At 37.4% G+C, this 24,424-nt stretch carries 17 protein-coding genes; 13 read left to right on the forward strand and 4 right to left on the reverse strand.

Annotation, left to right across the window (positions count from 1 at the left end):
- Positions 1-103: 103 nt before the first annotated feature.
- The 3 genes from LPB89_RS04210 (at position 104) to LPB89_RS04220 (ending at position 6,355) form a co-directional block, all read left to right on the forward strand.
- Positions 104-1,615, forward strand: a complete 1,512-nt coding sequence (locus tag LPB89_RS04210; protein WP_230700401.1) for a cellulase family glycosylhydrolase — start codon at positions 104-106, stop codon at positions 1,613-1,615.
- A 116-nt stretch (positions 1,616-1,731) separates the two neighbouring features.
- A complete protein-coding gene (locus LPB89_RS04215) occupies positions 1,732-3,681 on the forward strand; it encodes a sialate O-acetylesterase (RefSeq protein WP_230700402.1) in 1,950 nt (649 codons plus the stop codon).
- 265 nt (positions 3,682-3,946) lie between these two features.
- Complete coding sequence (locus tag LPB89_RS04220) at positions 3,947-6,355, forward strand: glycoside hydrolase N-terminal domain-containing protein (RefSeq protein ID WP_230700403.1); 2,409 nt, start codon at positions 3,947-3,949, stop codon at positions 6,353-6,355.
- A 911-nt stretch (positions 6,356-7,266) separates the two neighbouring features.
- On the opposite strand, the gene LPB89_RS04225 is transcribed toward LPB89_RS04220, so the two are convergent.
- On the reverse strand, positions 7,267-7,818 hold the full coding sequence (locus tag LPB89_RS04225) for a CvpA family protein (protein WP_230700404.1): 552 nt from the start codon (positions 7,816-7,818) through the stop codon (positions 7,267-7,269).
- 334 nt (positions 7,819-8,152) lie between these two features.
- On the opposite strand from LPB89_RS04225, the gene LPB89_RS04230 reads away from it, so the two are divergent.
- The 3 genes from LPB89_RS04230 to LPB89_RS04240 all read left to right on the forward strand — a co-directional run bounded on the left by LPB89_RS04230 (position 8,153) and on the right by LPB89_RS04240 (position 10,353).
- On the forward strand, positions 8,153-8,509 hold the full coding sequence (locus LPB89_RS04230; RefSeq protein ID WP_127339003.1) for a hypothetical protein: 357 nt from the start codon (positions 8,153-8,155) through the stop codon (positions 8,507-8,509).
- 285 nt (positions 8,510-8,794) lie between these two features.
- Positions 8,795-9,814, forward strand: a complete 1,020-nt coding sequence (gene pheS / locus LPB89_RS04235) for a phenylalanine--tRNA ligase subunit alpha (RefSeq protein ID WP_230700405.1) — start codon at positions 8,795-8,797, stop codon at positions 9,812-9,814.
- A 131-nt stretch (positions 9,815-9,945) separates the two neighbouring features.
- A complete protein-coding gene (locus LPB89_RS04240; protein ID WP_230700406.1) occupies positions 9,946-10,353 on the forward strand; it encodes a hypothetical protein in 408 nt (135 codons plus the stop codon).
- 256 nt (positions 10,354-10,609) lie between these two features.
- Here the strand turns inward: LPB89_RS04240 and LPB89_RS04245 are convergent, their stop codons facing one another.
- The 3 genes from LPB89_RS04245 to LPB89_RS04255 form a co-directional block, all read right to left on the reverse strand.
- On the reverse strand, positions 10,610-11,605 hold the full coding sequence (locus LPB89_RS04245) for an NAD(P)H-dependent glycerol-3-phosphate dehydrogenase (RefSeq protein WP_230700407.1): 996 nt from the start codon (positions 11,603-11,605) through the stop codon (positions 10,610-10,612).
- 376 nt (positions 11,606-11,981) lie between these two features.
- Complete coding sequence (locus tag LPB89_RS04250) at positions 11,982-13,139, reverse strand: iron-containing alcohol dehydrogenase (protein WP_230700408.1); 1,158 nt, start codon at positions 13,137-13,139, stop codon at positions 11,982-11,984.
- Positions 13,140-13,296: 157 nt separating this feature from the next.
- On the reverse strand, positions 13,297-14,061 hold the full coding sequence (locus LPB89_RS04255) for a type 1 glutamine amidotransferase domain-containing protein (protein WP_230700409.1): 765 nt from the start codon (positions 14,059-14,061) through the stop codon (positions 13,297-13,299).
- An 86-nt stretch (positions 14,062-14,147) separates the two neighbouring features.
- Here LPB89_RS04255 and LPB89_RS04260 point away from each other — a divergent pair, with 86 nt between their 5' ends.
- The 7 genes from LPB89_RS04260 to LPB89_RS04290 all read left to right on the forward strand — a co-directional run bounded on the left by LPB89_RS04260 (position 14,148) and on the right by LPB89_RS04290 (position 24,421).
- Positions 14,148-15,053: a LysR family transcriptional regulator gene (locus tag LPB89_RS04260; RefSeq protein ID WP_230700410.1), complete on the forward strand. Its 906-nt coding sequence runs from the start codon at positions 14,148-14,150 to the stop codon at positions 15,051-15,053.
- Positions 15,054-15,175: 122 nt separating this feature from the next.
- Complete coding sequence (locus tag LPB89_RS04265) at positions 15,176-15,532, forward strand: PKD domain-containing protein (protein WP_230700411.1); 357 nt, start codon at positions 15,176-15,178, stop codon at positions 15,530-15,532.
- Between the two features lie 115 nt (positions 15,533-15,647).
- Positions 15,648-16,340 carry an NUDIX domain-containing protein gene (locus LPB89_RS04270; RefSeq protein WP_230700412.1) on the forward strand — a complete coding sequence of 231 codons (693 nt, stop codon included), beginning with the start codon at positions 15,648-15,650 and terminating at the stop codon, positions 16,338-16,340.
- 11 nt (positions 16,341-16,351) lie between these two features.
- Positions 16,352-17,554 (forward strand): M48 family metalloprotease, encoded by a 1,203-nt coding sequence (locus LPB89_RS04275; protein WP_230700413.1) that lies wholly within the window; start codon positions 16,352-16,354, stop codon positions 17,552-17,554.
- A gap of 1 nt (position 17,555) precedes the next feature.
- A complete protein-coding gene (locus tag LPB89_RS04280) occupies positions 17,556-22,961 on the forward strand; it encodes an AAA domain-containing protein (RefSeq protein ID WP_230700414.1) in 5,406 nt (1,801 codons plus the stop codon).
- Between the two features lie 93 nt (positions 22,962-23,054).
- Entirely contained in the window at positions 23,055-23,888 is an 834-nt protein-coding gene (gene prs, locus LPB89_RS04285; protein ID WP_230700415.1) for a ribose-phosphate diphosphokinase, read from the forward strand.
- A complete protein-coding gene (locus LPB89_RS04290; RefSeq protein ID WP_230700416.1) occupies positions 23,885-24,421 on the forward strand; it encodes an NADAR family protein in 537 nt (178 codons plus the stop codon). The genes prs and LPB89_RS04290 overlap by 4 nt, the downstream gene beginning before the upstream one ends.
- The last annotated feature ends 3 nt before the right edge of the window (positions 24,422-24,424 follow it).

Here is a 24,424-nt window from a genome sequence, read left to right on the forward strand (position 1 = left end):
ACTTATATGGTAATTCATTCGAATAGTCTGAAATGTTTAATAAATGAAATAGAATGGGTTGCCTGAGGGTCAGGAGCTTCTTAACGAATTTTGATTTTATAAAATGGAAAAGAGTATAAAAAATTACCTTATTACGGCCCTGCTTTGTATCGCTGTAAGCGGCGTTTTTGCCTGTAGCTCAGAAAAAGACGTACCGGAAAACACGATCGGAAAAACGCTTACGGTAAATACAAACAAAATAGATTTCGAAGCCAAAGAAAGTGCTGCCAATGTTGTCATTTCGGCCGAAGTTACCTCATGGACCATAAGTGCTTCAGATGCCACGTGGATTCAGTTGAGCAAGACTTCCGGAAGTAAGGGAACCAGTCTGGTAACCATTACAGCTTTAGAAAACAAAACAAAAGACACCAGAACAGCTACAATCAAAATCAGTTCAGCAGAAGCGGCACCGTTACAGGTTTCGGTTTCTCAGGCTGGTGCTGTCGCAGTCGGGCAGGGGCTATATCCAAGTTACAATACCAATCCGGTCGCAGCAGATGCTTCAGGTATGAGCAGTACCGCAGTACAACTCGCAGCAAAAATAAAACTGGGCTGGAATATCGGAAATACAATGGAAGCCACCAACGGAGAAACAGCCTGGGGGAATCCAAAAGTGACAAAAGCATTAATTGATGCGGTTAAGGCCAATGGATTCAATGCCATCAGAATTCCGTGTTCGTGGAATCAGTATGTAGCCAATACCGCCACAGCACAAATAAAAACGGACTGGTTAAACAGGGTCAAAGAAGTCGTGCAATATTGCGTAGATAATGATATGTATGTGGTCATTAACATTCACTGGGACGGTGGATGGCTGGAAAATAACATTACCGAAGCCAAAAAAGCAGAAAACAATGCCAAACAAAAGGCGTTTTGGGAACAAATAGCAACACACTTCAGAGGTTTCGATGAGCATTTGCTTTTTGCCAGTGCCAACGAACCCAATGTTGAAGATGCAGGACAAATGGCCGTTTTAACCTCCTATCACCAGACTTTTATCGATGCCGTTCGTGCAACCGGAGGTAAAAATGCCTATCGTACCTTAGTAGTTCAGGGACCGGCAACCGATATCGAAAAAACAAACAAACTAATGCTTAACCTGCCTGTAGATAAAATCGCCAACCGAATGATGGTGGAGGTGCATTATTATTCTCCGTGGAATTTTGCCGGCCTGACCAAAGATGAAAGCTGGGGGAAAATGTTCTATTACTGGGGAACCGGATTTCATTCGGCAACAGACACAGAGCGCAATGCTACCTGGGGAGAAGAAACCGATTTAGCCAATAATTTCAAATTGATGAAAACGCAGTTTGTAGACAAAGGAATTCCTGTTTTACTGGGAGAGTTTGGAGCAATCCGCAGAACTTCTTTAACGGGAGACGCTTTGACCTTACATTTGAATTCAAGAGCCTATTATCTGAAAACAGTAGTAAAACAAGCAAAAGCAAACGGATTATTACCTTTTTACTGGGATGAAGGAAGTACCGGAGACAATAGTTTCGGAATCTTTAACAGATCCAATAATACGGTTTTCGACGCGAAGGCGTTAAGCGCACTGATCGAAGGACTGCAATAAAAAATAGTTTACCGCAAAGTTACAGGGATTACCGCAGGGACGCAAACTAGAGCGAACTTTGTGATTGCTTTGTGACTTTGCGGTAATTTTTTATGCTTAATTTTAAATAAAAAAAAATGAAGAAAAATATCATCTTTCTCTTTCTGGTTTTCAGTATAATCACCAATGCCAATGTGAAGATGCCCCTGTTGTTTTCTGACGGAATGGTACTGCAGCGCAATAAACCAATTCCGGTGTGGGGCTGGGCCGATCCCGGTGAAAAAGTAGAAATTCATTTTAACAAACAGGCCAAAACCGTTCAGGCCGACAAAAACGGCAAATGGACCGTTAATCTAAGCCCCGAAAAAGCGGGTGGTCCTTTTGAATTATCCATTACAGGAAAAAATAAAATCACGATCAAAAATGTTTTGGTTGGTGAAGTCTGGATTTGCAGCGGACAATCCAACATGGAATTTCAGGTTTTTAAAACAACGAATGCCCAGAAAGAAATCGAAGATTCCAATTATCCGATGATTCGTCATTTTGGAGTGGCACAGGATTTAAGCGGTTCGCCAAAAAGCGATTTAAAAGCAGGAAAATGGGAAGTCAGCAGCAAGGAAACAGTAGGTAATTTTACCGCTGTCGGATATTATTTCGCTAAAAAACTATATGCCGAATTAAAAATCCCGATCGGAATCATCAATACCTCCTGGGGCGGAACCAACGTAGAAACCTGGACGAGTCACGAAGCATTTCAAAACAGCGATGATTTTAAGGCCATGATTGCTGATGTTCCGTCTGTTAATATGGACGAGATTTTTGAAAGCTATAAAAAATCAGTTCTGGAAAATGTTAGAAAAGTTCAGGGTTTTGAAGTTTCAATGGAAAACGAAAACCAGTTTAAAGACCCAAATTTCAATGATAAAAACTGGCCGGAAATAAAAGTCCCTTCACTTTGGGAAAATCAGCAGCTGGGGAATATGGACGGCATTGTCTGGATGCGAAAAACCATTGTTTTAACAGCAGAACAAGCCAAAAAAGAGGCTGTTTTGTATTTGTCAAAAGTTGATGATGAAGACCAGACGTATGTGAACGGAGTTGAAGTAGGAACGAACAATCTTTGGGACAAACAGAGAGTTTACAAAATCCCTGCAAATGTTTTGAAAGAAGGAACAAACGTAATTTCAGTCAGAATTACAGATTACAGCGGCGGTGGCGGAATTTACGGTGATCCGGCCGACTTAAAAATCGATTTTAAAGATGTAGTCCTGCCGCTTGAAGGACTTTGGAAATTTAATGTGATAAAAGTAAAAATCGAAGTTTCGCCAAACAGTTATCCATCCTTATTGTACAATGCCATGGTAAATCCGTTGGTTCCATACGCATTTCAGGGTGTTTTATGGTATCAGGGTGAAGCCAATGTTTCGAGAGCAAAAGAATATAAAAAAGCATTCCCGCTGCTGATTGCGGACTGGAGAACAAAATGGAATCAGGGTGATTTTCCTTTCTATTTTGTACAATTATCCACCTTCAACGAGTTTGGAGGAAACAGTCAGAAAGGAAGCCGTTGGGCAGAACTTCGCGAAGCACAAACCGAAACGTTAAAACTACCCAACACCGGAATGGCCGTAACGACCGATATCGGAAATGCAAAAGATATTCATCCAACCAACAAACAGGACGTTGGTCTGCGTCTGGCAGCAATCGCAATGAATAATGTCTATGGCAAAAAACAGGTTTTCAGCGGTCCTTTGTATAAATCAATGGAAATAAAAGGAAATGAAATCGTTCTGACTTTCGATCATACCGGATCAGGATTAACAACCGCCGATTCTTCAGGAAATCTAAAAGGTTTCGAAATCGCAGGTGCCGACAAAGTATTTCATCCGGCGAAAGCCATTATAAAAAACAACAAAATAATCGTTTCCGCTAGCGAAGTTCCAAATCCAGTTGCTGTTCATTACGGCTGGGCAGACGACGATACCGAAATCAATCTTTTCAATAAAGAAAAATTTCCGGCATCGCCATTTCGAACAGATAATTGGGAAATGATAACAGCCAGTGAGAAATATAAAGTTAGTAAATAAGATATTTGGGCGTGACCACATCCCGATAAGAGGGCAAACATACAGGGTGTACAGGCGCCCTCTTATCGTGATGCAGTCGGGCTATCCGCACTACTTCGGTAGTTAGCTCCTATCCCTCACGCGGCCAAACAGGAAAATTCGTTTTTTGTCCTTCGACGAGAAAAACCGGGCGATAACGAGCAGACGAAGTAAACAATCGTAAATCGATAAATTGTAGCAATACGAGAAGCTAAAAAAATATCAAAAAGCAAAAAAATACCAGCTTATGAATCTAACCATCATAAAAAAAACATTTTTCATTTTACTGCTCACTTCTTTCTGTATCAAAGCTACAGCTCAGTCCACTCATGTTTTGTGGTACAATCAGCCGGCTGAATTCTTCGAAGAGAGCCTGGTTTTAGGAAACGGAAAATTGGGAGCTACCGTTTTTGGAGGCGCCAATTCCGATAAAATCTATTTGAACGACGCCACACTTTGGTCCGGAGAGCCTGTAAATGCGAATATGAATCCCGAAGCGTACAAAAATATTCCGGCGATTCGCGAAGCATTAAAAAATGAAAACTACAAAGTGGCCGATGAGTTAAATAAAAAAATTCAGGGTAAAAACTCCGAGTCCTTTGCGCCTTTGGGAACATTGGAAATCAATAATTCCGAGAAAGGAAAAGCAGTCAATTACCGCCGCGAACTGGATATTTCGAATGCCATATCAAAAGTAAGTTATGAAATGGCCGGCATCAAATATACACGCGAATATTTTGTCTCAGCTCCCGATCAGGTTATGGTGATCAAATTGACAAGCGATCAGAAAGGAGCTTTAAATTTTGACATTAATTTAAAGAGTTTACTGAAATCAACGGTTGAGGTAAGAAATAATATACTGGTCATGACTGGTTTTGCACCCATTCATGAAAACGAAGGATACACGCTTTTGCCAAAATACAAAGACGTAAAAGAAAGAGGGACGCGATTTACTACCTTAATCCAAATTAAAAAAACAGACGGAAAAATTACAAATTCCAGAGAAACTTTAAGCCTCAAAGAAGCAACCGAAGCTATTATTTACGTTTCTGTGGCCACCAGTTTTAATGGTTTTGACAAAAATCCGGCCACCGAAGGGGTAGACGATGTGGCCATTGCATTGCAAAACCTCAATAAGACCTTTGCTAAGCCATTCGATAAAGTAAAAGAAAATCATATTGCAGATTATCAGAAATTCTATAACCGCGTAAATCTCGATTTAGGAAAAACAACTGCACCGGATCTTCCGACAGACGAACGTTTATTGCGCTACGCTGACGGAAAAGAAGATAAAAACTTAGAAATCCTGTATTTTCAGTACGGACGTTATCTGCTGATCAGCAGTTCAAGGACAATGGGTGTCCCGGCCAATTTGCAAGGCATATGGAATCCTTATCTCAATCCGCCCTGGAGCAGTAATTATACGATGAATATCAATCTGGAGGAAAATTACTGGCTGGCCGAAAACACCAATCTTTCAGAAATGCATTTGCCGCTTTTAAGTTTTATAAAGAACCTGTCCGTAACCGGAAAAGTAACGGCAAAGACTTTTTATGGCATGAACAAAGGCTGGGCATCGGCTCATAACTCGGATATCTGGGCGATGTCAAATCCGGTAGGGCAATTCGGAAAAGAAGATCCAAGCTGGGCCTGCTGGCCATTATCTGGAGCCTGGTTAAGTACGCATATCTGGGAACATTATGTTTTTACCCAGGACAAAGAATACCTGAAAAAAGAAGGCTATCCGATAATGAAAGGCGCCTCGGAATTTTTTCTGGAATGGATGACTACCGATAAAAACGGCAAATTAATTACATCGCCATCTACGTCTCCCGAAAATAAATACATCGCTCCTGATGGTTTTATCGGGGCAACGATGTATGGCGGAACAGCCGATCTGGCCATGATCCGCGAATGTTTTGAGAAAACCATTAAAGCAGCGAAGGTTTTGAATACTGATTCCGATTTCAGGACAAAGCTGGAAGCAGCGCTTTCAAAAATGTATCCGTACCAGATTGGTAAAAAAGGAAACCTGCAGGAATGGTATTTCGACTGGAATGACGAAGACCCGAAACACCGTCACCAGTCCCAATTGTTCGGACTTTTTCCGGGCGATCATATTACACCTTTAAAAACACCGGATTTAGTCAATGCTGCCAAAGAAACACTCGAAATAAAAGGGGATGAAACAACAGGCTGGTCAAAAGGCTGGCGTATTAACCTCTGGGCAAGACTTTGGGATGGCAATCGCGCGTACAAAATGTTCAGGGAGTTGTTGCGATACGTAGATCCGGACGGTAAAAAAACGAAAATACCCAGAAGAGGAGGAGGAACCTACCCGAATTTATTCGATGCGCATCCGCCTTTCCAGATTGACGGGAATTTTGGTGGTGCCGCTGCCGTAGCAGAAATGCTGGTACAATCGGATGAAAACGAAATCAGATTATTGCCGGCTTTACCTGACGCTTGGGAAAGCGGAACCGTAAAAGGAATCTGTGCCCGCGGCGGATTCGAAATTGAAATGGAATGGCAGAATAAAAGGCTGAAAAAAGTTTCAGTTTCTTCAAAAACAGGAGGGAAAACAACCTTAATCAGCGGAGATAAAAAAGAAAATGTCGTCTTGAAAAAAGGAGAAAAGAAAGAAATAAACTGGTAAGGAGTACTTTTGAAACGAATGTCACCCTGAGCTGAGTCGAAGCCACCGTTCTAAAAATAAACCAATAACTACTACTTTTGAAAACGAATCTCACCCTGAGCGGAGTCGAAGGCTTGCTTATTGGGAAGGGCTTCGCTCAGCCGGACAAAAAAATTAACCCCGACAGGTTTTTAAAACCTGTCAGGGTTAAGAAATAACCGATAACTACTACTTTTGAAAACGAATGTCACCCTGAGGGGAGTCGAAGGCTTGCTTATTGAGAAGGGCTTTGACTTCGCTCAGCCGGACAAAAAAATTAACCCCGACAGGTTTTTAAAACCTGTCGGGGTTAAGAAATAACAGATAACTACTACTTTTGAAAACGAATGTCACCCTGAGCGGAGTCGAAGGCTTGTTTATTGGGAAGGGCTTCGACTTCGCTCAGCCGGACAAAAAAAATTAAACCCGACAGGTTTTAAAACCTGTCGGGTTTAAGAAATAACCGACAACTACTACGTTTGAAAACGAATGTCACCCTGAGCGAAGTCGAAGGCTTGCTTATTGGGAAGGGCTTCGACTTCGCTCAGCCTGACAAAAAATTAACCCCGACAGGTTTTAAAAACCTGTCGGGGTTAAGAAATAACCGATAACTACTACTTTTGAAAACGAATGTCACCCTGAGCGGAGTCGAAGGCTTGTTTATTGGGAAGGGCTTCGACTTCGCTCAGCCGGACAAAAAAAATTAAAGCCGACAGTTTTTTAAAACCTGTCGGCTTTAAGAAATAACCGATAACTACTACTTTTGAAAACGAATGTCACCCTGAGCGGAGTCGAAGGCTTGTTTATTGGGAAGGGTGTCGAATTCGCTCAGCCTGACAAAAAATTAAACCCGACAGGTTTTTAAAACCTGTCGGGTTTAATCGTTAAGGATGTTATTCTTTCGGAGAAGCTTCAGTTTCTTTTTCTTTATCGTTTTTCTTTTGACTTTCTTTAAAAGCCTCGTACCATTTTTCAATAGAAGGGTAAACGAAAGCCGCTACTTTTTTAATCGGATTATAAAAAACAGATTTATCGAGCGTTTCCTTTTTGGCGAACGTATTGTCGAAGTTTATTTTTTCAAAAAGGGCAATTACGATACTCAGAATCAGGATGGTCCTCAAAACCCTGAAAAACCCACCGCCTAATTTGTTCAGCCAGCCCAGCATTGCAAAATCAGCAATTCCGGTTAGGAATTTAGCCAGTAAATAGACCGCAATCACAACCAGGATAAAAGTCAGGATAAAAGCGGTAATCTGAATGTTAGTCGGATTCCAGCTGACATGTTTTGCGATCAGGTCCTTCATGAAAGAAGAGAATTTTATCGCTAAATAAATGCCCAGCAGCAAAGAAACAAAAGAAGCGATTTCGACAAAAAGCCCATTTTTAATCCCTTTGTACAAGCTAAAAGCTAAAAGGGCTCCTAAAATAATATCTAAAAAACTCATATTTCTGTTGTTTTACTGAGGCGCAAATATAAAAGAAATATCTAGTTTTTAAGGGGCAAAGGTTCATAGATACAAAGGTTCAGAGGTTTGGTTTTTTATTCGTTTTAATTTAAAAGAATACACAAACAAAAAATAATCGGTGTTAATCCGTTAAACCCGTTAAATCAGCGGTAATTTATTCAATACAATACCAGAAGCAGTTAATTCTAGGTCTTTGGATTGAAGTTCCTATCTTTGCACTAATAATTTTAGGGTTCAGATTGTTGATTTAGATTTAAATAATCATTAAATCATTGCCCAATCTAAAATCTAAAATCTAAAATCACAAATTATAATGTCAAGAGATACACAACTAAAAGAGCGCTGGGAAAAGCTCGTCGATATACTTTCAAATCAATTCTCACAAGGCGAAGACCTTGATTTGGATGCGATTATTTACCTAATCGGAGTTCAGGAATACGGTAAGGTACACCGTGAATACAAAAAAGACGAAAAATTAAACCTGATGCACATTGCCATCTGCCGATTACTGGAACCATACGGATTTTACGAATTCGAATATTTCGATGAAGACGGCTGGCCACATTACCGGGTAAAAGAAGAATTACCACCACTAAAAGCAGGGGAACAATCGGTTTTAATGAAAGAAGCGATTGTGAATTATTTTTTAGAAAGAGAAGTTATTGAGTGAAAATTAGTCGCAGTTTTCAGTCGCAGTTTACACCGTACTGTAAACTGCGACTGAATACTGAATACTGAACTTCCTGCTTTAAAAGAAAACAATCTTAAAAATATTGATTTTAAGAATCAGGATGGAATAGATTTTTGGCTCAAAAAAGTGCAGGAAACAGAAAGCAAAATAAGTCTGATAAAATAGTTATGAATGAATATCATGGCTTGCAAAGGAAACTTTGAACTTTAGACTTTAAACTTGAAACAAATTATGTAAATTTGTATTCTCAATTATTGAATGAAAATGATAGATAAGATAAAAGACTATATTGGCGAAGCAGAAGCTTTTTCAACAGAAAATGCTGCAGAGCTGGAAGCATTCCGTATTAAATTCTTAGGAAAAAAAGGCGTTTTGAATGACTTTTTTGCCGAATTTAAAAACGTGCCAAATGATCAGAAGAAAGAATTCGGACAAGTTATAAATGCACTGAAAACAACTGCTGAAGAGAAAGTAAAAGTAATTGTTGAAGCATTAGAAAGTAAAGAAGAATCCAAAGGGGTTTTTGGTGATTTAACACGTGCGGCTGAACCGGTAATTATTGGTTCACGTCATCCTATTTCGATTGTTAAAAACCAAATTATTGATATTTTCGCCAACATAGGATTCAATGTTTCCGAAGGACCGGAAATCGAAGACGACTGGCACAATTTTACCGCATTAAACTTACCGGAATACCATCCGGCACGTGATATGCAGGATACGTTTTTCATTCAGACCAATCCTGACGTGTTGTTGCGTACGCATACATCCTCTGTTCAGGTACGCTATATGGAAAATCACAAACCGCCAATCCGTACGATTTCTCCGGGACGTGTTTTTCGTAACGAAGCGATTTCGTCACGTTCACACTGTATTTTCCATCAGGTAGAAGGATTGTATATTGATAAAGACGTTTCGTTTGCAGATTTGAAGCAGACGTTGCTTTATTTTACGAAAGAGATGTTCGGAAAATCAAAAATCCGTTTGCGTCCGTCTTATTTCCCGTTTACAGAACCAAGTGCTGAAATTGATATTTACTGGGGTCTGAAAACCGAAACCGATTATCGTATCACAAAAGGAACAGGCTGGCTTGAAATTGGAGGATGCGGAATGGTAGATCCTAATGTTCTTAAAAACTGCGACATCAATCCTGATGAATACAACGGTTTTGCGTTTGGAATGGGAGTAGAACGTATTGCTATGTTACTGTATCAAATTGGTGATATCCGTATGTTTTACGAAAATGACGTTCGTTTCTTAGAGCAGTTTAAATCGAATATATAATTTTAGATTGAAGATTTTAGATTTCAGATTACTCTGGAAAGATCTAAAATTGTTAATCATTATTAATTATAATACAATAAACCTTTGTTGAAGTTTAGACTTTGACAAAGGTTTTAAAGCTTTTAATAAAAATGAAAAAAGATATAACGATCCCGGAAGTAGAAAACGTTTTTCTTGCTGCCGTTCAGGAATGGAGTGACGATTTTATGGAGAAAGTATGGTACGCTTATCTGGTAAACGACAGTGACTTTAATTTAGACAGTGTAATGGTCGTTTCCAAAGCATTTGGTACAATAGACGGCGAAATGAAAAAAACGTCTGTTTTACGCCATGCTTTTGTGGAAGTTCCTGCTGTTTCTGTGGTAAAAATCGAAATGATTGAAAAAAGCCTGCTGGTGCTAAACAACGAATTTATGGTGACTTTCTTTATCGGAAATACGTTATACGACAAGAAATTCATTTTCAAATCTAATTTAATCAGCGAAAACAATACGGAAGAAGTGCCGATTTTGTTTGTGGATGGGGTGATGGTGAAGTAGAGAAAATAGAGTATAGAATAAAGAAAATAGACTTTAGAAAATAGACTTTAGAAAATAGATAAAAGAATAAAGAGTCAAGACGAAATTAATAAGTCCTGACTCTTTTTTATGTTCAGCGTATAGAATAAAGAAAATAGACTTTAGAAATAGATAAAAAAAGAAAGAGTCAAGACGAAATTAATAAGTCCTGACTCTTTTTTTATGTTCAGAGATAAGAATCTTTATTCTATACTCTATGTTCTATATTCTTAAAAATTTAATCCAAAGACTCAGTAAGTTTCTTAAAAACCGATTTAGCATCTTTACCCTCATATAAAATGCTGTAAACGGCGTCGATAATTGGCGTTTTCGCACCATAACCCTGATTTAGTTTATAGGCACTTTTGGTTGCGTAATACCCTTCGGCAACCATGCTCATCTCCATCATCGCGCTTTTTACGGTGTATCCTTTTCCGATCATGTTTCCGAACATTCTATTTCTTGAAAATACAGAGTATCCCGTAACCAATAAATCGCCTAAATAAGCGGAATCATTGATGTTACGCTTCATTTTATGTACTTTTCTGATGAATTTCTTCATTTCGCGAATTCCGTTACTCATCATAACTGACTGAAAATTATCTCCATAACCTAAGCCATGTGCAATTCCGGCAGCGATAGCGTAAATGTTTTTAAGCATGGCAGCATATTCGGTACCGATAATATCATCTGAAATTTTTGCTTTAATGTAGTTTCCGGAAAGTGATTTGGCAACAATACTGGCTTTATCGGGATCACCACAGGCAATGGTCAGGTAGGAAAGTCTTTCTAATGCCACTTCTTCTGCGTGACAAGGACCTGTAATTACACCAATGTTATAATAGGGAATGTCGTATTGAATGTGGAAATGTTCACCAACAATTAAACTGGTTTCCGGAACAATACCTTTAATAGCAGAGAAAATAATTTTATCGGTTAAAGAAACCGTTAAATTTTTAAGTTCAGCATCCAGGAAAGCAGAAGGAATAGCAAAAATTACATAATCTGCATATGCAACAGCTTCATTTATATTATTGGTCAGTTTAAGTTTTGTGGTGTCAAATTCCACCGAACTTAAATAATTTGGATTGTGTTTGTATTTTTCAATGTGTTCTATGGCAGCATCGTTGCGCATGTACCAGGCAATTTCGGAAAGATTTACGCAAAGCATTTTTGCAATCGCCGTCGCCCAACTTCCTCCTCCAATTACTGCAAATTTTAATTTTTCGCTCATTATTTTAATAATTTAAAACAAAAGTACTTAATAATGTAGTAATAATACAAAAACTGATTTAAGAAATTTAAATACAGCCTGTCATTTCAATGGTTTTCAGGTACTTTCGGATAAGAGGAAAAATATTTTAACAAGTACACAATAATTTTGTAATCCCCGCGTTGTAAGTAATTATAAATTAGAATTTTAATGAGTTTAGCAAAAATTGAGTTAGTTAGTTTTGTTTTAGTATTTTAAAAGGCGTTCCTAAATAAATTAAGAACGCCTTTTTTGTACTTTATCTTTAAGTCGCACTACTCAGTTTACAGTCGCAGTATTCAAGTTACAGTTTTCAGTCTGGTTTCAACTGAGACTGAACACTGGAACTGAAAACTAACTAATAACTCATCTCCACAATAGCTTTTACTTTGTCTAAAGTAACCAATTGTTTTTCTCCCAGACCTTTCCAGCCTCTTTCTTCAAAACGGTTTACAATGAAATCAGCGGTTTTATCGTAGTCGTTGGTGTACTGCGATAATTTGGTATCCATTCCCATCATGTGGAAGAAAGCTACCGTTTGATTAATCGCTTCTTTCGCTACTTCGTCATCAGTACCGGTTAAGTTGAAGATACGTCTTCCGTATTGTGCTAATTTTTCTTTTTTGGTGTCGAACATCACATGGTATAAGCTTGGACCTACAATTGCCAGGGTTCTGGCATGATCGATACCGTACAAAGCGGTTAATTCATGACCAATCATATGTGTCGCCCAGTCGGAAGGAACTCCTTTTTGAATCAATCCGTTTAAGGCCATTGTACAGCTCCACATAAAGTTCGAAGCCAAAGCGTAATCTGTTGGGTTTTCAACGACCTTTGGACCAACTTCAATCAAAGTCTGTAAAATTCCTTCGGCAATCCTGTCTTGCAGATAACCTTCGTGCGGATAGGTTAAGTATTGCTCCATAACGTGTGTATAAGCGTCAACAACACCGTTTTGAATTTGTCTTTTTGGCAAAGATTCAATAACCGTTGGATCACAAATAGAGAATTTTGGAAATAAAGCACTTCCGCCAGAAGCTAATTTTTCCTGAGTTGCTTTAATTGTTACTACATATCCGGAATTCATTTCGCTTCCCGTGGCAGGCAATGTCAAAATAGTTCCAAATGGCACTGCATTTTCTTTAATCAGAAGACGTTTTTGCAGGATATCAATCGGATTTCCTTCAAAGTTAACAGCCGCCGAAATAAATTTCACACCATCAATAACAGAGCCGCCGCCAACAGCCAGAATAAAATCGATTTTTTCGGCCTTGATAACTTCAACCGCTTTCATCAGCGTTTCAAAATGCGGATTGGGTTCAATTCCCCCAAATTCCACGATTTCAAAACCTTTTAAATTTTGGATTACCTGTTCGTGAATTCCGTTTTTAAAGATACTTCCACCGCCATAAGCCAATAATATTTTGGCATCTTTTGGAACTAAAGTCGAAAGTTTTTCAATTTGTCCTTTTCCGAAGATTAAATTCGTCGGATTGTATAATTCAAAGTTTAGCATAATTTTTTTATAGTTTCTAAGATGCTAAGGTTCTGAGGTACTAAGTTTTTTTTCAAACTTAAGTCTAAGAATCTCAGTATCATGTTTTTGTTTTTAGGTGCTAAGGTTCTGAGGCACTAAGTCTCTAAGTTTTTAAAAGATACCAAATCTTAGTCCCTTATTTATTTAATTGCTCCAATAATTTACCTGCTACTAATTTAGACGAAGCCGGATTTTGTCCTGTAATTAAAAGGCCGTCTTCAACTGCATAAGGCTGCCAGTTTTCCCCTTTTGAGAACTTACCGCCATTTTGTGTTAAAGCATCTTCCAGTAAAAAGGGAACTACTTTTGTTAAACCAACCGCTTCTTCTTCTGTATTCGTAAATCCGGTTACTTTTTTACCTTTCACTAAATATTCGCCTTTTACTTTTACGTTTTTCAAAACTGCAGGAGCGTGACAAACAAAAGCAACCGGTTTATTGTGCGTGTAAAAAGATTCGATTAGTGCAATTGAACTTTTGTCTTCTACTAAATCCCAAAGTGGTCCGTGACCTCCCGGATAGAATACCGCATCATAATCTTTCTGGTTGATAGTAGAAAGTTTATGCGTGTTTTTTAGTTTTTCCTGTAATGCTTTATCGGCATCAAAACGTTTGGTGTCTTCGGTTGCAGAAGATGGATCGGCACTTTTAGGATCAATTGGCGGCTGGCCTCCCAGTGGTGATGCAATGGTGATTTCGATCCCCTTGTCTAGTAATTCATAATAAGGTGCGGCAAATTCTTCTGACCAGAATCCTGTTTTTTCTCCTGTATTGCCCAGTTTATCATTACTGGTCACAACAAATAATACTTTTTTCATACCTTTTTTATTTGATTTTTGAGCGGTAGCAGAAAAGCTAACGGCTGTGAATACTATAGTTACGAGTAATGCTATTTTTTTCATATTGTTTAATTTTTATACAAATTTACGGTAATAGTGATATCAGTAAAAATAAAATAAACTATGTTTGTTATAAATTTATTTATATCATGGTAAATCTCGAATGGTACAGAACCTTTAAGTCGGTTTATAAAAACGGCAATTTTTCTATTGCCGCCAAAGAATTGTTTATGAGCCAGCCTGCTGTAAGTCAGCAGATTTCAATGCTGGAAGCTCACGTGGGTAATAAATTATTTAATCGAAAGTCGAAAGGAGTAGAAGCTACCGAGTATGGTAAGTTACTCAATAATTTAATTATTGATGCACTTGATCGTCTGGAAAATGTAGAAACTACTTTTAGGGCGAAAGCCCAGGATTCCGTTCGCTTAATTTCTGTCGGAGTTTCAAAAGATTTGTTCAATAGCGTGGGAAGTACTTTAATTTCAAAATTTGATTTTATAGATTTTACATTTGGAGATAATGATACTCTTTTCTCCTTAGTCGATGCTAAAAAACTGGATTTTGCAATCGTAACCAAGCAATTTGAAACCTTTGATACAATTTATGAAATCGTCGGAAAAATTAAACTGGTTATGGTGGCACCACTAAATTTAGATGCGGAAAAATTCCGTCAGATCTTAAAAACAGATAATTACACGGCAACCGAACAATGGCTTAATGAACAAAAATGGTATTGCCATGACGCGAGAATTTCGCATATAAAATTATTCTGGTTACATGCTTTTAATAAAAAGAGGCCGTCTATGGTTCCTAATTACATTATTCCGTCAGAATCTGAAATGCTTGAAATGCTGTCCAGAAACTCGGGAGTTGCAATAACCTGGAATTGCAATGCAAGAAGATATATTAAGGAAAATAAGCTGCAGCTGTTATGGAATAGTTTTCATGTGCCCGAGGAATTCGTGTATGTACTGACGGCTAAAAACAACAATGTAAATTCCTTTTTTGATAGTATTTCCAAAGAATTAAAATTGTTTTTTGGTAACAGGCTTTAAGTTGAAATCAGGGTATGCGGTACTGTTCGGTTATCTTTTAAAATATATGAAAATTCTTCTTTTTTGTTTTGAGTTTATCCTTGAAAAGGATAATTTTGACCAACAAACTAAACTTCCCAATGATGAAAAAGCTTACAATGATTTTAATGGGTATGCTCGTATTTTTCGTGATTAATTCCTGTAGTAAACATGAGGATGAGGCAATATTTGATTGCCTGGCCGCATCAATTTATATTAAATTACATAATTCGACGGATGCCAATTTTCCAAAGCTCATGAATTATTCCGTTGAATACACCGGGACAGGAACTTTAGCGGAAGTAAAATGGAACTTTGGTGACGGAACCACCGGAGCGGGTACGGTTGTTACCCATTTGTATACTAAGGCGGGAACTTATGAGGCTAAAGCGGATGTTACCATTAAGAAAGACGCTTCAGAATGTACTTCCACTCTAAAGAGAACGGTGACGATAGACTAGTAAACAGTTAGAAAAAGAAAATATACAAGAGAGTCAATTTCGTGATTTATTGCACAGGCATAAATAATGAAATTGACTCTCATTCGTTATATTTGTGAGATATGATTTTTTAATTATGGAAAATTTTCAAAATATTCGAATTGCTGTTGACGCCATTGTTTTTGGATATAAAAACAACAATTTGTATGTACTTTTAATCGAACAGAAATTTGGTTCAGCCGAAAAATACTGGGCTCTACCGGGAGGGTTGGTGAAACCGGAAGAATCTTTAAGCGATGCTGTTATACGAGAATTGCGTGAAGAAACCAATGTACAGCTGAATTTCATGGAACAGCTTTACACTTTCGGGGATGATATTAAAAGAGATTCCAGAAATCGTGTAATTTCAGTAGCGTATTATGCACTTGTTGATGCTTCAAATCTGGAAATTAAGGCGGATACCGATGCCGAAAAAGTACAATGGTTTAAAATAGATGAAGTTCCTTCTTTGGCTTTTGACCATAATTTGATCTTAAAGAAAGCAGTCGAACGATTAAAAGCTAAACTTACTTACGAACCTATTGGTTTTGATTTACTGCCAAAAGAATTTCTGTTTTCGGAACTTGAAAATTTGTATTGTACCATTTTGGAAAAGGAAATTGACAGAAGAAATTTCAGGAAAAAGATCCTTAGTTATGGTTTTATAGAAGAAACGGAAATTTTTTCGGCAGTAAAAACCGGAAGACCGGCAAAATTATTTAAGTTTAATAAATTAAAATATAATGATTTAATAGAAAGAGGTTTTCATTTCGAAATAAAATTTGCTTAAACTACATTATAATGATTAAACCATTTCCATTCCATTCCGATTTAAGGGATTACTTTAAAAAGCAGGACAAAACCTGGTCCTGGTTTTCTGAGGAAAAGATCAAAGCAGAACAGCAAGAAGCCTTTAAAACGGATTTATTAAAAAATTCCTACAGAATAGATCCCGATACAGAACCTAAAGTGTATGAAATCCTGAATGTTGCAAAAGATAAATTAGGAATCATTGTTCCGATTACCATTTATCAATCGCAAAGTATGGATGGAAATAATGCCGGAGTTGTTTTTTTTGAAAACGAAGCGCATATTATTTTATCAGGAACGATTTTAAAACTGCTTAACGAAGAAGAATTGCTGGTTTTGTTCGGACATGAACTGTCTCACATTGTATTGTTTAGTCTGGAAAATGGTGATTTTGAAATTACCAACAGAATTATCAATACCATTGCCAGTGACAGCAACAGCGAATTGTTTTATTATGAAACCGCAAGACTGTACCAGCTTTATACCGAATTATTTTGTGATCTGGGCGCTTTGAAAGTCAGCGGAAGTCTGGAAACTACGATTCAGACCTTAGTAAAATTAAATACCGGTCTAGAAAAAGTTTCGGCAGAAAGTTATCTTAAACAAGCCAACGAAATTCTCGAACGAATAGAAAAAGGATCTAATGGAGAAACGCATCCGGAGAATTTTATTCGCGCGAAAGCTCTGGAAATTTTCGAAAAAGACAATTCCGGTTACTATTCGAAAACAGAAAAAATTATTTCGGGAAAAACCGATTTGCATCAACTGAATTTATTTAATAAAAAACTGGTTTTTGATACTACAAAAGAATTAATCTCCATTATTCTGAAACCAAAATGGGCCCAATCTGAATATTGCCATGCACTTTACAAGCAATATTTTACGAATTCAGCGATAAGAACCGACGCTTTTATTGATGCTGTTTTCAAACTGAAAATAGAAAACAGCAGGAAAAACTTAAAAGAATATTATACCTATGTAATGCTCGACTTTGCCTTATGCGATCCTGATTTGAAAGAAGCATTTATCGGGCATATTCTGGATATTGCCGAACAATTAAGCCTGCAGGAAGAAATGAAAACGATTCTGAAAAAGGAATTGAACCTTACGGAGAAAAACTATAAATCATTCGCTGAAAACTGCAGGAAGACTTTAAATACTATTTTAGAATCAGACCAGGAAAATACTTATTAAGATGATTACACCCATTAAGGAATCCGCTTTTTATCAATTTATCACCGAAAATTTCCAGCGGGGAACTTTTGCCAACGATGATATTATTGCGATAATAATGCCTTTGCTGAAAACGGTCGCCGCTATTCATAACCAGGGAAAAGTCGTGTCACTGCAGAATATTTCGACTATTTATATCGAAAATCAGCATTTCCATATTACGGACAATGCTTTCGACATAAAAGATAATTCGAAAGCAATTGCGGCGTTTTTTAAAAGTAAAAGTAAAGCGTTTGAAATTTCTGGCGAACATTTTACAACCACCGAAATCGGGGAAGGCGTAAAAAGAGAATATGGCGATAAAAGTGTTTCTGAAGAGGATGCTGAGAATCTAAAGAAACCTGCTTATATAAAAGATTACAGCTGTTTCGAATTTGAATTCGGCCATCACGATCCGGTGACAGATATTTTTGTTCTGGGAATGATTCTGGCCAGTATCGCATTGCAATTTGATTTTACGGATATCGAAGACGTGAAGCGTTTTGTAGAATATCGCAGGAAAATGTATTTCCTGAACAGCAAAATAAATCCTGCGATTGCCAATATTATTTTGGGAATGACAGAACTGAATCGCGAGAATCGCTGGAAAGATTTAAATGAAATAGTCGAAAAACTTCAAAATTACCGGGATTACAATCCGGAAACCGAGTATGATTTATCAAGTTTAATTGATGCGAAAGTTCAGAATAAAAACCAATTCATTCACGAAAAACTTCGAAACCGGCTATTTGATAATAGTAAGCGAAACCGGCTTTTATATTTTCAGCCGAATTTAAAATTCCTGAACCTGACCGTTTCTTCGGTTCCGCAGGCATTGAATTATGAAAATATAAATCCGGATGCTATTTTTTACTGGAATGCGGAGATTTCAAAAAAAATCAGCAATACCAGTACGATTTCACTCAACAAATATTTAGAATTTCAGGACAATACCTATATCGTTCCCACGCTCGATAAAATTCGTTTAGAAGCGAATAAGGACATTAACGAATACGGCTTTAGCCAGTTAAAACTCGTTTTGTGTAACCTGAACTGGTTTAATACCAAAGAAGAAAGTACAGAAAAAATAGTTTCACCTTTGCTTCTGGCATCCGTGACGCTGACGAAGAAAAAAGGGGTGAAAGATGATTATTCCTTAGAATTTCTCGATTCTGAAGTGGAAATAAATCCTGTTTTGGCTAATATGCTAAAAGATTTATATGACATTCGATTACCGGAACGCATTCAGCTTTCGGAAACCAAAATCGAGGAAGTTTATGAATTATTGCGCATACAAGTGGAGAAAAACAGTTCGGGAATTGTTTTGGATTATATCGCCAAACCCAAAATAAAACTGATTCATTCGCAGGCCAGACAAATTCTGACACAGTTTAATAAGCGCTCCAAAAAGAAGGAAGCCATTCAGGATCAAAAAAATCTGAGTTATTCTTATAAGCCCGAAAATTTTCAGCCGTATGGTCTGGAATTGTTCCGAAATTATGTTTTTACACAGGCTTCCTCTTTAGAATACCTGATCAACAGCGATATAAAACAGAACCCGCATTTTTTCAATGAAACCAAAACCATAGAAAGAGAATTTTACCAGCTTGATGAAGGTGACGTAAATCCTTTCCGTTGGGAATTTGATACCTGCAATCTAATCTTAGGCAATTTTAATTATAAAAAAATGTCTTTGGTTCGCGATTACAATCAGGTTATTGAAAACAATGTTGAAAGTAATGTTTTCGGGAATTTGTTCAATTCACTGGCACAAAAAGAGTTTAAAAATGAACTGGAATCCGGCAATAGTTTTACCAAAACATTTAATGTTGTAGCGAGCGATCCTACACAAAACAACGCCGTAAAATATTCCGAATCGGGCGAAAGTTATATTATACAAGGGCCCCCGGGAACAGGGAAGTCACAAACCATCGCCAATTTAATTGCCAATTATGTGGCAAATGATAAAAAGGTTTTGTTTGTCTGTGAGAAGCGCGCGGCCTTAGACGTGGTTTTTTACCGCCTTAAAAATCAGGGACTGGATGATTTATGCTGTTTAATTCATGATTCACAGGCCGATAAAAAAGAATTTATTCTGGATCTGAAACAGACTTTTAACGATTTTACGGCATCTAAAAATAATTTTCACGCGGTAGCAACTAATAGAGATAAGTTAGTTCAGAAGATTGATGCTGAAATCCATAAAGTCACGGTTTTTCATGATTTTATGAATGCCAGGATCGACAATGAAACGGACCTGACGATCAAATCACTTTTTGATGTTTTGGTTTCTAATCCGCATAAAGCGTTACTGGATAATCTGAATATGCTGGATGATAACGCCGGACTTCAGGACTGGAGCAAACATCACGAATTATTCGAAAAATTATTTGCCATAAATCAGGAAACCAACCAATCGGAGTTCTTTTCTGTGCATCCGTTCCGTTTTTTAAGGATGGATGCCTTTCGAAAATACAAACATATCTCTGATTTAAGGAAAGATCTTGAAAACAGCCAGGAGATACTGGAAAACATTTCAGAACGACTGGATTTTGTTTCCATTTCGCCAAAAGTTGATACGTTTTTTGAGATTCATAAATTGCTGCGCAAAGCAATAGCGACTTTTATCTATTTCGATAATAGTGTATCTGAATTATTAGAGCCGGACAGCGCTCTTTTCAGATTGCTTGAAAAAGATGTTCAGACGTTATTGAAACTGAGATCTGATATTGAAAAATCGGCCCAACAGTATCCGTACTGGACCAGGGCGATATCAGAAACGGATGCGAAAACGGCTCTGGAAATCATCAGAAAAAACGAAAACAGCTTTTTTAATTTCATCAATTCGGATTATAAAAAAACACGAAGCGAAATTCTTGCCGTTTACGACATCAATAAACATACAGTAAAACCAGGTTTAGTTGTTGTTTTGGAAAATTACGTGGCTCAATTTGAGCAGGAAGAAAAATTCAATACTTTAAAAAGTGATTTCGAAAGCAAATACAGGCTCGGTGATTTATTCGAATTAAAATACCATACCGAAACTATTAAAAAAGAATTAGACGGGACCATTTTAGATTTTGCTAAAAACCTGAATCCGGCGGAACGAAAAGAAGTTACTGAAATTAAAAACCTGTTCTTAAAACTAAGTTCCTCTTTATGTGACAGTATTGAAAATTACGAGAATCTAAGTTTATCCGCAATAGAAAATTCAATAGCAGCGATCAATACAAAGAAGATGTATTTTGATTTGTACGCCTCTTTCTTTGAAGAAATTCAGGATGTAAATCCATCGGTAATCCAATTGTTAAAATCGAAGAAAATCCCGCTCGGAGATTTGCAGGTTACTTTGGCGGAAAGATCTTTGGAGAAATATTATGCGATTCATTATACGCATAAAAAATTCAACATGGATTTGCTGCATACCTCCATTGAAAAAGTAAAAAGAATGTATGCCGATTTATTAGAATTAAACGGAAAATACATCATTGCAAAGCAAGTCAGCAATCTGAAAGAGTTGATTTTAACTTCTGAAATGTCCGTTTCGGGAATGACAGCAGCAGAAAAAGAAAGCAAAAGATCGATTACCGAAGGCAGAAAAATTCTGGAAAATGAATTCAGTAAAAGCATCCGGTTTAAATCGATTCGTGAATTGGCTTCTGCAGATTCCGGACAAATCGTTCGTGAAATAAAACCCGTTTGGCTGATGAGTCCGCTAAGCGTTTCGGACACTTTACCGGTTGATGAAAACTATTTTGATGTAGTAATTTTTGATGAAGCGAGTCAGATTACCCTCGAAGAAGGACTTATGCCGATTTACAGAGCTAAACAAACGATAATTGTGGGCGACGAGATGCAAATGCCGCCGAGTAATTTCTTTGGAAGCGCATCCGGAAATCAGGACGATTTATGGAATGACGCAATGACAGATGAAGATGATTATTTCTCTTTAGATGCCGATAGTTTCCTGACGCAGGGCGCCCGTAAATTTCCCTCAATTATGCTGGGATGGCATTACAGAAGCAAACACGAAGCCTTAATTGGTTTCTCGAATGCATCCTTTTATGACAGTAAATTGCTGACGATTCCGGATTTAAAAGATCACAGCAAAACTGGTGAAGCGATCATTGTTGAGGATGTAAAGGAGGCAAAAAACAATCTTGATCATTTGTTCTCTAAACCAATATCCTATCATTACATTCACAAAGGTGTTTATAATGCACGTTCTAACAGCATGGAGGCACAATACATAGCCAATATGGTGCGCGAACTTTTAATACAGAACAAAGGGCAAAGTGTCGGAATCGTAGCGTTCTCAATGGAACAGCAGAATGAAATTGAAACCGCAATAGAAAATATTTGCATCGAAGATAAAGTTTTCGAAAACCTGATTGAAGAAGAGTACAAGCGAATTGAAAACAACCAGTTTGTTGGCCTTTTTGTCAAAAACCTCGAAAATGTGCAAGGAGACGAGCGTGACATTATTATTATGAGTACGTGTTACGGATACAATCCGCAAGGAAAAATGTTGATGAATTTTGGGCCAATCAATAAACGTGGCGGTGAAAAACGACTGAATGTAATTTTCTCACGAGCCAAGAGGAGTATGTGTGTGGTGAGTTCTATAAAATATACAGATATCAAAAATGAATACAACGAAGGGGCAAATTATTTCAGGAAATACCTTCAGTATGCGGAGTTGATTAGTCTGGGACAATTAGAAGCCGCAAACAATGTTTTGAATGCGATCAACAGTAAAAATAAAGTGGAGACATCAAGTTTAATTGCAGATCAAATCCAGGAAGAAATAGAGAAAATCGGCTATTTTGCCACAAAAAATATTGGGCAAAGTAAATTTAAATGCCACTTGGGAATCAAGAAAGCTGCCGACGACGAAGAATTCGTGCTCGGAATTATGATCGACGATGATTTGCATTACGCCAATGATGATATTTTAGAACAATATCTTTTAAGGCCTCAGATTCTGATTGCAAATGGCTGGACGGTTTGTCAAATTTATTCGAAAGACTGGATCGAAAACAAACCAAGAGTTTTAAAAATGATTGCTGCAGCATTAAAAAATGAATCTTTTTTTGATGATGTTGTAATCGAAGAAAATCATATCGAAATTGAAGATGTTAGTCCGGATAATACTGTAGAAGGGGAATCTGAAGGGAATCGTAATTTCGAAAGATACCTTAACACCTCAAACGGAAGTAATAAGTTTTGGGAAATTACTGCTGACGGCAAAAATATAATTGTTCAGTACGGTCGGGTAGGAACCAAAGGACAAAAAATGGTAAAAGCCTTTGACAGTGAAGAGCAAGCCTTGAAAGAAAAGCGAAAACTAATTGCTCAAAAGGTCGCTAAAGAATACTTCAAAGAATAAAAAATAAATGTTTGCGTAATTTTTACACAAAATAAATTGCTTCATAAAATATTAAATGTATATTTGCGTATAATTAACGCAAACTAAAAAACTATGATACTAAATTTAGATCCCAATTTTAAACCACTTACTGGTCAGAAAGAAATAGAATTTAAAAATTTTACTTTTTCCGGAGGAGAACCGCACATCAAAATTAATCCTGATTTTGATACTAAGGAGGCCGTAACCATCACACACCGTTTAAATTCATTCAATGATTTAGGATTATTGTGCCTGACTGTTGATGCTTTAAGACGCATGGATGTGAAAATTATTAGCCTTTTCATTCCGTATTTTCCGGCGGCACGTCAGGACAGGGTAATGATCAAGGGCGAGCCTTTATCTGTAAAAGTTTATGCTGATATCATAAATGCCATGCAGCTGGAAAAAGTTTTTGTTTTTGACGCGCACTCTGAAGTTACACCGGCATTGGTGAACAATTGCGAAGTGATTCCGAATCATACTTTTATTCAAACCGTTATAAAAACGATTGGCAACGAGGTAAAATTAATTTCTCCGGACGGAGGGGCTCTGAAAAAAATCTACAAAGTTTCTGAATTTTTAGGAGGTGTTGATGTTGTGGAATGCAGCAAAAGCCGCGATGTAAAAACCGGAAAACTATCTGGTTTTAAAGTCTATGAGGACGATTTGCAAGGCATCGATTGTTTGATTGTAGACGATATTTGTGACGGAGGAGGAACATTTGTTGGTTTAGCGGAAGAATTAAAAAATAAAAATGCAGGAAAATTATATCTGGCAGTAAGTCACGGAATTTTCAACAAAGGTTTCGAAGTTTTAGATTGCTTCGAAAAAATATTCACAACGAATTCTTTTAAAGATTTTGACGGAGAAAAGATGGAGGTTGTGAAACTAAGTGAATTGATATGAAATATAGTAGAGACACATTAAGCTCTGAAAGTCCGGTAAATAAATACCTCTTTTTCTGGGGACACCAGCCGAACAAAGACGGAAGTATTTCTAAAACCTGTTTCAGTCAATGGTGGTTAAGTTCTTTTGTAGTTGACAATATAACGTATAAAACAGCCGAACACTGGATGATGGCAAAGAAAGCGGAATTGTTTAATGACAAAGTAATTTTCGAGAAAATAATCCAGGCAAATTCTCCGGCCGAAGCTAAAAAACTAGGCCGTGAGGTTAAGAACTATGTAGATACCGTTTGGCTGGAAAACAGATATGATATTGTCCGACAAGGGAATTTTTACAAGTTCAGTCAGAATGGGGCTTTAAAAGAATTTCTTATCCAAACCAACGAACGAATTCTGGTCGAAGCCAGTCCCGTTGACCCCATTTGGGGAATCGGAATGGCGGCTGACCATAAAGATGCTCCTAATCCCGAAAAATGGAAGGGATTAAATCTTTTAGGCTTTGCTTTGATGGAAGTTAGGGATGAATTGAAATAATTA

Origin of the sequence: Flavobacterium sp. ENC, assembly GCF_020991415.1 — a bacterium.
In the GTDB taxonomy this organism is placed as follows: Bacteria; Bacteroidota; Bacteroidia; order Flavobacteriales; family Flavobacteriaceae; genus Flavobacterium.

Excerpts from the sequence above, each read along its gene's own strand:
- LPB89_RS04210 (WP_230700401.1), top strand. The coding sequence starts at position 104 with ATGGAAAAGAGTATAAAAAATTACCTTATTACGGCCCTGCTTTGTATC.
- LPB89_RS04215 (WP_230700402.1), top strand. The coding sequence starts at position 1,732 with ATGAAGAAAAATATCATCTTTCTCTTTCTGGTTTTCAGTATAATCACC.
- LPB89_RS04220 (WP_230700403.1), top strand. The coding sequence starts at position 3,947 with ATGAATCTAACCATCATAAAAAAAACATTTTTCATTTTACTGCTCACT.
- LPB89_RS04225 (WP_230700404.1), bottom strand. The coding sequence starts at position 7,818 with ATGAGTTTTTTAGATATTATTTTAGGAGCCCTTTTAGCTTTTAGCTTG.
- LPB89_RS04230 (WP_127339003.1), top strand. The coding sequence starts at position 8,153 with ATGTCAAGAGATACACAACTAAAAGAGCGCTGGGAAAAGCTCGTCGAT.
- pheS (WP_230700405.1), top strand. The coding sequence starts at position 8,795 with ATGATAGATAAGATAAAAGACTATATTGGCGAAGCAGAAGCTTTTTCA.
- LPB89_RS04240 (WP_230700406.1), top strand. The coding sequence starts at position 9,946 with ATGAAAAAAGATATAACGATCCCGGAAGTAGAAAACGTTTTTCTTGCT.
- LPB89_RS04245 (WP_230700407.1), bottom strand. The coding sequence starts at position 11,605 with ATGAGCGAAAAATTAAAATTTGCAGTAATTGGAGGAGGAAGTTGGGCG.
- LPB89_RS04250 (WP_230700408.1), bottom strand. The coding sequence starts at position 13,139 with ATGCTAAACTTTGAATTATACAATCCGACGAATTTAATCTTCGGAAAA.
- LPB89_RS04255 (WP_230700409.1), bottom strand. The coding sequence starts at position 14,061 with ATGAAAAAAATAGCATTACTCGTAACTATAGTATTCACAGCCGTTAGC.
- LPB89_RS04260 (WP_230700410.1), top strand. The coding sequence starts at position 14,148 with ATGGTAAATCTCGAATGGTACAGAACCTTTAAGTCGGTTTATAAAAAC.
- LPB89_RS04265 (WP_230700411.1), top strand. The coding sequence starts at position 15,176 with ATGAAAAAGCTTACAATGATTTTAATGGGTATGCTCGTATTTTTCGTG.
- LPB89_RS04270 (WP_230700412.1), top strand. The coding sequence starts at position 15,648 with ATGGAAAATTTTCAAAATATTCGAATTGCTGTTGACGCCATTGTTTTT.
- LPB89_RS04275 (WP_230700413.1), top strand. The coding sequence starts at position 16,352 with ATGATTAAACCATTTCCATTCCATTCCGATTTAAGGGATTACTTTAAA.
- LPB89_RS04280 (WP_230700414.1), top strand. The coding sequence starts at position 17,556 with ATGATTACACCCATTAAGGAATCCGCTTTTTATCAATTTATCACCGAA.
- prs (WP_230700415.1), top strand. The coding sequence starts at position 23,055 with ATGATACTAAATTTAGATCCCAATTTTAAACCACTTACTGGTCAGAAA.
- LPB89_RS04290 (WP_230700416.1), top strand. The coding sequence starts at position 23,885 with ATGAAATATAGTAGAGACACATTAAGCTCTGAAAGTCCGGTAAATAAA.